The sequence below is a fragment of the Clostridium sp. ETTB3 genome (genome assembly GCF_053571985.1).
In genome coordinates this window covers 409,162-417,500 of the sequence record NZ_CP199832.1, presented here as the reverse complement: position 1 = coordinate 417,500, position 8,339 = coordinate 409,162, and the positions used below count along the sequence as shown (strand labels likewise).

Here is an 8,339-nt window from a genome sequence, read left to right as displayed (position 1 = left end):
TGTTTCCATTATCAATATTTAAAGATTTTATTTCTAATAAATTCATATTAGATATTTTCCCACTTCCATTTGTCATCCGTTCAACATCATCATCATGAAAAACAATAATATTGCCATCTTTTAATGTATGAATATCACATTCTACTCCCCACATTTTTAATTTAGCAGCCTTTTCAAATGCAGGAATAGTATTTTCCGGTTCATACTCACTAGCTCCTCTATGCCCTATTATTTTAATATCTCTATTTTTATAACTATAAGCATTAGCTTTATTATTAAATAATAAAGCTAAAATTAATAATAAAATTATTAATATATTATTTTTTATGACTTTCATTTTAATAACTTTCCTAACATAATTATTTATTCATAAATTCATTTTCTTATAAATATTATTTCTATTTTTTCTTCTTAAAATGTACTTATAAATTTAAAAATAAATAAATTATATTTTGAATTATATATTTAAATTTTAATATTAATTATATACTAAGCCAAATAAAAAAATTATAATTAAACGAAAAAAAGACAACTAAAAAGTTGTCTTTTTTTGGAGCGGGTAGTGGGAATCGAACCCACCTTTCCAGCTTGGAAGGCTGGAGTATTACCGATATACGATACCCGCATATTTGGAGCGAAAGACGGGACTCGAACCCGCAACATCCACCTTGGCAAGGTGGCGCTCTACCATTGAGCCACTTTCGCACAATTGGTGCAGATGAAGGGAGTCGAACCCCCACGCCAAAGGCGCTAGATCCTAAGTCTAGTGCGTCTGCCAATTTCGCCACATCTGCATCTTTGGTGGCTTACCGGGGAATCGAACCCCGGACACCTTGATTAAAAGTCAAGTGCTCTACCGACTGAGCTAGTAAACCAAATATATGGCAGGGATAGCAGGATTCGAACCTACGAATACCACAGTCAAAGTGTGGTGCCTTACCGCTTGGCGATATCCCTAAATGGGGTGAACGATGGGACTCGAACCCACGACAACCAGTGCCACAAACTGGCGCTCTACCAACTGAACTACGTTCACCTCGTTTATGGTGCATCATCAGGGGATCGAACCCGGGACACCCTGATTAAGAGTCAGGTGCTCTACCAACTGAGCTAATGATGCATATAGTGGTGCGTGTTAAGAGATTCGAACTCCTGGCCCACGCCTTAGAAGGGCGTTGCTCTATCCAGCTGAGCTAAACACGCAAATGGAGCGGGTAGTGGGAATCGAACCCACCTTTCCAGCTTGGAAGGCTGGAGTATTACCGATATACGATACCCGCATATTTTATTTTTTAATCTTGAAAGATTAATTGGTCGGGGTGACAGGGATCGAACCTGCGACCTCATGGTCCCAAACCACGCGCGCTCCCATCTGCGCCACACCCCGGAAAATTTATGGTGCGTGTTAAGAGATTCGAACTCCTGGCCCACGCCTTAGAAGGGCGTTGCTCTATCCAGCTGAGCTAAACACGCATAATGGAGCGGGTAGTGGGAATCGAACCCACCTTTCCAGCTTGGAAGGCTGGAGTATTACCGATATACGATACCCGCATATTTGGAGCGAAAGACGGGACTCGAACCCGCAACATCCACCTTGGCAAGGTGGCGCTCTACCATTGAGCCACTTTCGCATAATTGGTGCAGATGAAGGGAGTCGAACCCCCACGCCAAAGGCGCTAGATCCTAAGTCTAGTGCGTCTGCCAATTTCGCCACATCTGCATCTTTGGTGGCTTACCGGGGAATCGAACCCCGGACACCTTGATTAAAAGTCAAGTGCTCTACCGACTGAGCTAGTAAACCAAATATATGGCAGGGATAGCAGGATTCGAACCTACGAATACCACAGTCAAAGTGTGGTGCCTTACCGCTTGGCGATATCCCTAAATGGGGTGAACGATGGGACTCGAACCCACGACAACCAGTGCCACAAACTGGCGCTCTACCAACTGAACTACGTTCACCTCGTTTATGGTGCGTGTTAAGAGATTCGAACTCCTGGCCCACGCCTTAGAAGGGCGTTGCTCTATCCAGCTGAGCTAAACACGCTTGTTACCAAAGAACGTTTATCATTTTAAAACATTTCTTTTTTTATGTCAAGCTTTTTTTCAAAAACTTTTTGGAGCGGGTAGTGGGAATCGAACCCACCTTTCCAGCTTGGAAGGCTGAAGTATTACCGATATACGATACCCGCATATTTCCTTAATCTTTTAAGATTAATTTGGTCGGGGTGACAGGGATCGAACCTGCGACCTCATGGTCCCAAACCACGCGCGCTCCCATCTGCGCCACACCCCGATAATCATCTTGTATTCATTTATCTTGTCTCACCTCTCTGCGACAAAGATTATTCTACATGATGATTTTAAATCCGTCAACACTTTTTTTAAATTTTTTTTATTTTTTTTATTTTATACTTCTTTTATGTATAAAATAGGTTCTTTATCTTCAATTAAATCAATATATCCTAGCGTTTTGCTTGGGCTACTCATACCTAAAGAAACACTTCCTGGATTCATTAATATTATCCCATCACATTCTTCTATAATTGGAATATGTGAATGACCAAATAAAACTATATCTACATCTAATTCCTTTGCTCTATAAAAAATAGAATTATATCCATACTTAACACCATATCTATGCCCATGACACATAAATATCCTTTTACCTTGTATTTCAATAACTCTTTCCTCAGGATATAATCCCCTTATATCACAATTTCCTCTTACAGCATATACTTCCCCATTAAACCCTTCAGTAATTTCTTCTAAGTCTCTTTCACCATCACCTAAAAACAAAAGTATATCTGCATTACTAATTTTCTTTTTAACCTTCTCTATACTGCTTCTATTAGCATGTGAATCACTTATTACTGCAATAAGCATATAAATCACCCCTTTAATTAATAAATTTTTATCAACATATTTAAGTACAGGGGATGTCGCATTAAGAATAAATACTACAATATATTGTATTAATTTTTATTTTTTAAAACAATATATTGTGTATAAAAATTTTAGTGCGACAGCCCCAATTTACTATAATAAATTTATATTTTATCAATTAAAATATCTTTTAATTTTTTCAATGCATTTCCTCTATGAGAAATAGAATTTTTTTCTTCTGCCGTTGCTTCTCCAAAAGTTTTATTAAATCCTTCATAAAAGAATAATGGATCATATCCAAATCCACCTTCATTTTTTAATTCTTTAATAATATATCCTTCTACTTCCCCACGTACAACTTTAATTTCACCAAATTCATTAATTAAAGATATTACACAAACAAACCTTGCATTTCTATCTTTACCACTGAAATTCTTCATTTCATCTAATAACTTAATATTATTTTTATAATCATCTCCATGTTCACCAGCATATCTTGCAGAATATACCCCAGGTGCACCATTTAAGCTATCTACTTCCAACCCAGAATCATCAGCTAAAACTAAAAAGTCCTGTTCTCCCATACTTTTTAAATATTTATATATTTCATTAGCCTTTTTTTGTGAATTTTCTTCAAAAGTCTTTCCATCTTCCTCAACATCAATGTTAATATTCATATCATTTAATGAAAAAACTTCATAATTAAACCCTTTAAGTATTTCTTTTATTTCTTTAATCTTTTTAGAATTATTACTAGCTAAAACAATTTTTTTCATATTATTTATCTTCTCCTGTACCTATCCATAAAGAATCCATTTTTAAAGCATCCTTTTGTAGCTGAATCATTTGTTTTATACCCTTTTCTGCTAAATCTAATAATTCATTTAATTCACTTCTATTAAATGGAGCTTCTTCACCAGTCCCTTGAATTTCAACAAACTCACCATCATCTGTTCCAATAACATTCATATCTACTCTAGCTTTTGAATCCTCTTCATAACATAAATCAAGTAATTTTTCATCCCCAACAATCCCAACACTTGTAGCACACAGGAATTTCCTAATAGGATAAACTTTAAACGGCTTTTGTTTATGAAGTTTATTCATTGCATCTACTAAAGATACAAAAGCTCCACAAATAGATGTAGTTCTTGTGCCTCCATCTGCTTGTATAACATCACAATCTATCCAAATAGTTTTCTCACCTAACGCCTTTAAATCAACTACAGATCTTAATGCTCTTCCTATAAGCCTTTGTATCTCCATAGTTCTTCCATCAATCTTTAATCTTGATATATCCCTTGGCTTTCTAGTTGCTGTTGAACGTGGAAGCATATTATATTCTGCTGTAATCCACCCTTCTCCACTTCCCTTTAAAAAAGGAGGTACTTTATCTTCTATTGATGCTGTACAAATTACCTTTGTATCTCCAACCTCTATAAGAACAGATCCCTCTGCATGTTTTATATAGTTTCTAGTTATTTTTGCATTTCTTACTTGATCATTTCTTCTTGATCCACTTCTCATTAAATACTCCTCCATATGATTAATTTTTACTCGCTATATATTATAAATTTCTCCTTTTTAAAAAAATAATGCAACAAATTCTTCTTAAACTCATAATATTAAATAAGGATTAATTAAGAGGTGAAGAATTTGAGATATATTGGTCCATTTTTTAGAATGAATAGCCTTTCTGAAAAGGAAATTAACGGACAACTTTTCTATTTATCTAAAGAAGCAGTAAAAACTATAGTACTACAATCTAAATGTGGTTTAGTTTCTAAAATAAGAAAGAATAAATCATCTTCCTCCATTGATATTAGCACAAATAGTAATTTTTCTCCACTATTATGTGTTTATAGAAAATCATCTTCTAACTTTATTCATAGCAAAAATTCTAATGGATTTGATGAAGATACTTTTAAAAAAGAAATTAACCCTAGTACTAACGCATTAATGACTTTATGTTTATTAGAATTATTAGATTATTATAGAAGTTTTGAAAACATAGATAGTAACAATTATGATTTATACACCGTATATAACACTTTAGCAAAAGATCAATTGGAGTTTTACTCTTCTAATTTAAGAAATGGCGAAGGTGTATTTATAGATAAAAAAAATTTACTTGAAAATAACTCTAAAAATTTCAATTTAGTTGATAAAGATAATAAATTTAAATTTTCAGACCAAGCATTTATGATGATTGCTTATTACATTTTCTCTGTTAAAAATCCTAAAGATGATATTTCAGCTACATATGCTGAATTTGCATCACAAATTTTAAAAATGTTTTGTGATTTTAAAGATAAATTATATGAATGTTCTCTTGATGAAATTTGTAAAGTATTATTATCATTAAACATCTTATACGATTATAAAAAGGATGATGAAATTAGAGATTTAATAACAGACTTAGCTGATTATTCTATGAGTAAGTTTGATGAAAAAGATTATTATGTTGATTCATTAGATACAGCTTCTTTATGCTCATTAGTTTTAACCTTATCCTACGAACATACAAAAATAATTACTTTCTTAGATAAATCTACTGAAATAATTAATAGATTATATTCTTTATATGATGAAGATAAAGGAGCTTTTTATAAACTATCATCAAAAAAAGAAATAAAATATTCATGTTTTGATATTACATTTTATATTTTATCATTTATTATATATGATGATAAAATTGGAAATTATTCTGAATATAAAAAAATGATATCTACTGTTTATAAAAAGTTTATAATAAATTCAGGAATTATAACAAGTTGGCCAGAGGCCCCTACCCTAGATGACTTTGAGCGATATCGTAGTTTTAGCTTAAACTCTAAGGACATGGTTGATGAAAGTTATTTTAGAATGCCAGACCTTCCTACTCCCGATAGTAATGGAAGTGCTCCTATATTTGCAAAGTATGTTACTTATAATAAACGAAAAGATACTTTTTCTAATATAAAAAATACCTTTGATAGTTATAGGAATTTTTTTAATTTCTTCTTAATTATATATTTATTTAAAGACGAATATATGGATGAACTTGAATTACTTTCCATAAAACCCAGAATTTCTAAAAACGATGATAATAATATCTCTTCTATTTACGATATAGGTGAAAGTACAGATACCACTATACCAAGAGTAGAAGCTGATATTGTATCTGAACTAACCCCTATAAAATCTGATTCAGATATAATTAATAATATAATTATTTCTACAGATAATCAATCTATTGGTGATAATCCACCTATTGATAATGATACAATAAAAGATATTGAATTACTTCCAGAAAAAACTGATTGTAATAATAATTAATATTTATAAAATAAAGCTGACATATGCCAGCTTTATTTTTAATTTTATAATTATTTTAAATTATTAAAATTTAAATTCCCATTTCCATCTAAAATATCATTTATAGATGTATTTTTATTATTAACAGCTATTGTATTATTATAAAATAATAATGGTAATATTCTATAATTATTAAAAAGTTCTTCTTCTATTTGTGCAAACAATTCCTCCTTTTCAGCCTTTGAATTTGAGTTGTTTATCATTTCTCTTTCAGCTTTTGGAAGAAAACTTGACATAGTATTAAGCAATTGCTCATTTTCATCTAATTTTGCATATACATTTATTAATGCAATATCATAATAATTTTTCTCACTAATTAAATCCATATCTTCATCAGTAAGTAAGTTATATACTAATGTAATATTTGTATTATTTTTAAACCATGTTGCTAAATAATTTATTACATCCTTATTTTTTAAGGTCTCCTTTGCTACAAGCACTATTTTACTTGGCATTTCTATATCATTTTTTAAATTAACCATAACATTTCTACTTTGTAATTTGGTTAAATCCATATTACCCTCTCTAAAATACCTACATTCAGCTAATTCAACTAATAAATTATTTTTATTTTGATACTCATCTATAGCTATATTTATTAATCTATAAATTTCATTTTTAACATCATTTGAAAAATTATTATTATTTGAATTAAATGCTAAATATAAAGCTTCATCTGAAGGAGATTCAATTAATTTCCCACTATCCTTCAATCGTTGTAATTGATTTGCTGGGGGATTCATTACAATATCTCTATTACCTATTTCAAATGAAGCTAATGCTAAATCCTCATTTTCATCCTTAATTAAATAAATTTTTTTAACTAATTCACCATTAGCACTATCATTTCTATTTAATATTACTTCCTTTTCATTAATTAATGAAATATAGTAATCCCCTGAATATATGATAGTTCCATAATTTTTAAAAATATCTTCCCAAAATAAAAGTTCTTTTCTTACTCTATATTGTGGTTTTGTTAATTCAATTAAAAATCCATCATCCTTAGAATTTAATCTTATTTTTACACTATTATCATCAATACTACTTATAGCAACAGTTTTTGAAAAAGAATTATTTCCATTTATATAATCCTTTACTCCGTATACATTTAATAATGCAGATAATTCTTTTTCTTCAGTAATAACTTCTCTAAAAAATTCAACTATATCATTTGATGTAATTTTACTTCCATCACTCCAATAAACATCATCTCTAATTTTAAATATATACTCTAATCCATTATCATTAATACTATAATCTTTGGCTAAAACGGGTTCTATACTTCCATCTGAATTTAATTCTACTAAGCCCCTACTAGTAGCACAAATTATATCTTGTTCCCTTTTACTTAAATTTCCTACTGATTTTAAATTTTGCGGAACACTTGATACAGAACAAACAATATCAGCTGTATTGTTTTTATCTTGTTGTGGGGTTTTATCTATAAAACTCAATAATATAATTACTGTTATAAGTGAAACAATAATAGAAAATATTATTTTTTTCAAATTTATTTCCCCTTTCTATTATACTTTCTTATAATTATAGACATAATTATAAATAATTAATCCTTTATATTAGCAAATTATTTTATAGAAAAATTCCCAAATTATGATATAATCAATTTAAGTAAAATTTAAATTTTTATACTTTTTGATTCATAGTATTTAAAATTAAATAATTGCTTTATTATTAAAAACCTTATAACTTTAATAATAAAATATTATAATTTTTTATAAACTTATGGAGGTATTTTTTATATGACAACTGCACTACAAATAGTTCAAATAATATTCCACTCAGTAGCAATTATTTTTATGCTTTGCTTTATTTTTATTGGAATATGGTCTTTTATAGTCTTTTTAAAAATGGCTAAAAATCAAAGAATACAAACATATTTACTTGAAAAAATAAACAAGAGTATTTGTTCTCTTGAAAATAATCAGAAAAAAAACAATCCAAATTTAGACTCTGATTTTTTAATGGAAAATTTAATAACTGACGATACTGATGAAGATGATAACATTATAAAATTTGATGATAATATAATATAAAAGGGGATGTCGCATTAATAATAAACACTACAATATATT

General features: G+C 30.0%; 7 protein-coding genes and 20 tRNA genes (1 of these 27 running past the window's edge). 2 read left to right on the top strand and 25 right to left on the bottom strand.

What is annotated here, in order from left to right; translation table 11 throughout:
- The 24 genes from ACUN06_RS02065 to rph form a co-directional block, all read right to left on the bottom strand.
- A protein-coding gene (locus ACUN06_RS02065) for a glycerophosphodiester phosphodiesterase (RefSeq protein WP_449390032.1) crosses the window boundary here: on the bottom strand, positions 1 to 337 show its 5' portion. 452 nt of this gene lie to the left of the window's left edge; only the first 337 of its 789 coding nucleotides appear in the window; its start codon is at positions 335 to 337; its stop codon lies beyond the left edge, outside the window.
- 214 nt (positions 338 to 551) lie between these two features.
- Positions 552 to 625, bottom strand: a tRNA-Gly gene (locus ACUN06_RS02060).
- A gap of 5 nt (positions 626 to 630) precedes the next feature.
- A tRNA-Gly gene (locus ACUN06_RS02055) sits at positions 631 to 705 on the bottom strand.
- A 5-nt stretch (positions 706 to 710) separates the two neighbouring features.
- Positions 711 to 794, bottom strand: a tRNA-Leu gene (locus ACUN06_RS02050).
- A 5-nt stretch (positions 795 to 799) separates the two neighbouring features.
- A tRNA-Lys gene (locus ACUN06_RS02045) sits at positions 800 to 875 on the bottom strand.
- Between the two features lie 7 nt (positions 876 to 882).
- A tRNA-Gln gene (locus ACUN06_RS02040) sits at positions 883 to 957 on the bottom strand.
- Between the two features lie 3 nt (positions 958 to 960).
- A tRNA-His gene (locus ACUN06_RS02035) sits at positions 961 to 1,036 on the bottom strand.
- 8 nt (positions 1,037 to 1,044) lie between these two features.
- A tRNA-Lys gene (locus tag ACUN06_RS02030) sits at positions 1,045 to 1,120 on the bottom strand.
- Positions 1,121 to 1,126: 6 nt separating this feature from the next.
- Positions 1,127 to 1,203 (bottom strand) — tRNA-Arg (locus ACUN06_RS02025).
- A 3-nt stretch (positions 1,204 to 1,206) separates the two neighbouring features.
- A tRNA-Gly gene (locus tag ACUN06_RS02020) sits at positions 1,207 to 1,280 on the bottom strand.
- Positions 1,281 to 1,311: 31 nt separating this feature from the next.
- A tRNA-Pro gene (locus tag ACUN06_RS02015) sits at positions 1,312 to 1,387 on the bottom strand.
- Between the two features lie 9 nt (positions 1,388 to 1,396).
- Positions 1,397 to 1,473: transfer RNA gene (locus ACUN06_RS02010), tRNA-Arg, on the bottom strand.
- 4 nt (positions 1,474 to 1,477) lie between these two features.
- A tRNA-Gly gene (locus ACUN06_RS02005) sits at positions 1,478 to 1,551 on the bottom strand.
- 5 nt (positions 1,552 to 1,556) lie between these two features.
- A tRNA-Gly gene (locus tag ACUN06_RS02000) sits at positions 1,557 to 1,631 on the bottom strand.
- Positions 1,632 to 1,636: 5 nt separating this feature from the next.
- A tRNA-Leu gene (locus ACUN06_RS01995) sits at positions 1,637 to 1,720 on the bottom strand.
- Between the two features lie 5 nt (positions 1,721 to 1,725).
- Positions 1,726 to 1,801 (bottom strand) — tRNA-Lys (locus tag ACUN06_RS01990).
- 7 nt (positions 1,802 to 1,808) lie between these two features.
- Positions 1,809 to 1,883 (bottom strand) — tRNA-Gln (locus tag ACUN06_RS01985).
- Positions 1,884 to 1,886: 3 nt separating this feature from the next.
- Positions 1,887 to 1,962 (bottom strand) — tRNA-His (locus ACUN06_RS01980).
- An 8-nt stretch (positions 1,963 to 1,970) separates the two neighbouring features.
- Positions 1,971 to 2,047: transfer RNA gene (locus ACUN06_RS01975), tRNA-Arg, on the bottom strand.
- Positions 2,048 to 2,118: 71 nt separating this feature from the next.
- Positions 2,119 to 2,192, bottom strand: a tRNA-Gly gene (locus ACUN06_RS01970).
- Between the two features lie 28 nt (positions 2,193 to 2,220).
- Positions 2,221 to 2,296 (bottom strand) — tRNA-Pro (locus ACUN06_RS01965).
- A gap of 113 nt (positions 2,297 to 2,409) precedes the next feature.
- Entirely contained in the window at positions 2,410 to 2,886 is a 477-nt protein-coding gene (locus tag ACUN06_RS01960) for a metallophosphoesterase (protein ID WP_291737107.1), read from the bottom strand.
- Positions 2,887 to 3,050: 164 nt separating this feature from the next.
- Positions 3,051 to 3,662, bottom strand: a complete 612-nt coding sequence (locus ACUN06_RS01955) for an XTP/dITP diphosphatase (protein ID WP_449390031.1) — start codon at positions 3,660 to 3,662, stop codon at positions 3,051 to 3,053.
- 1 nt (position 3,663) lies between these two features.
- A complete protein-coding gene (gene rph, locus ACUN06_RS01950; protein ID WP_291731729.1) occupies positions 3,664 to 4,413 on the bottom strand; it encodes a ribonuclease PH in 750 nt (249 codons plus the stop codon).
- Positions 4,414 to 4,542: 129 nt separating this feature from the next.
- Between rph and ACUN06_RS01945 the strand changes: the two genes are divergently transcribed.
- Positions 4,543 to 6,204, top strand: coding sequence for a hypothetical protein (locus ACUN06_RS01945; protein WP_449390030.1), 1,662 nt, complete (start codon positions 4,543 to 4,545; stop codon positions 6,202 to 6,204).
- 50 nt (positions 6,205 to 6,254) lie between these two features.
- Here ACUN06_RS01945 and ACUN06_RS01940 read toward each other — a convergent pair whose 3' ends face one another.
- A complete protein-coding gene (locus tag ACUN06_RS01940) occupies positions 6,255 to 7,754 on the bottom strand; it encodes an ABC transporter substrate-binding protein (protein WP_449390029.1) in 1,500 nt (499 codons plus the stop codon).
- A gap of 252 nt (positions 7,755 to 8,006) precedes the next feature.
- On the opposite strand from ACUN06_RS01940, the gene ACUN06_RS01935 reads away from it, so the two are divergent.
- Positions 8,007 to 8,300 carry a hypothetical protein gene (locus ACUN06_RS01935; RefSeq protein ID WP_291731735.1) on the top strand — a complete coding sequence of 98 codons (294 nt, stop codon included), beginning with the start codon at positions 8,007 to 8,009 and terminating at the stop codon, positions 8,298 to 8,300.
- Positions 8,301 to 8,339: the final 39 nt, after the last annotated feature.

Bases quoted from the DNA above. Each gene is read 5' to 3' on its own strand.
- ACUN06_RS01960 (WP_291737107.1), bottom strand. From the start codon at position 2,886: ATGCTTATTGCAGTAATAAGTGATTCACATGCTAATAGAAGCAGTATA.
- ACUN06_RS01955 (WP_449390031.1), bottom strand. From the start codon at position 3,662: ATGAAAAAAATTGTTTTAGCTAGTAATAATTCTAAAAAGATTAAAGAA.
- rph (WP_291731729.1), bottom strand. From the start codon at position 4,413: ATGAGAAGTGGATCAAGAAGAAATGATCAAGTAAGAAATGCAAAAATA.
- ACUN06_RS01935 (WP_291731735.1), top strand. From the start codon at position 8,007: ATGACAACTGCACTACAAATAGTTCAAATAATATTCCACTCAGTAGCA.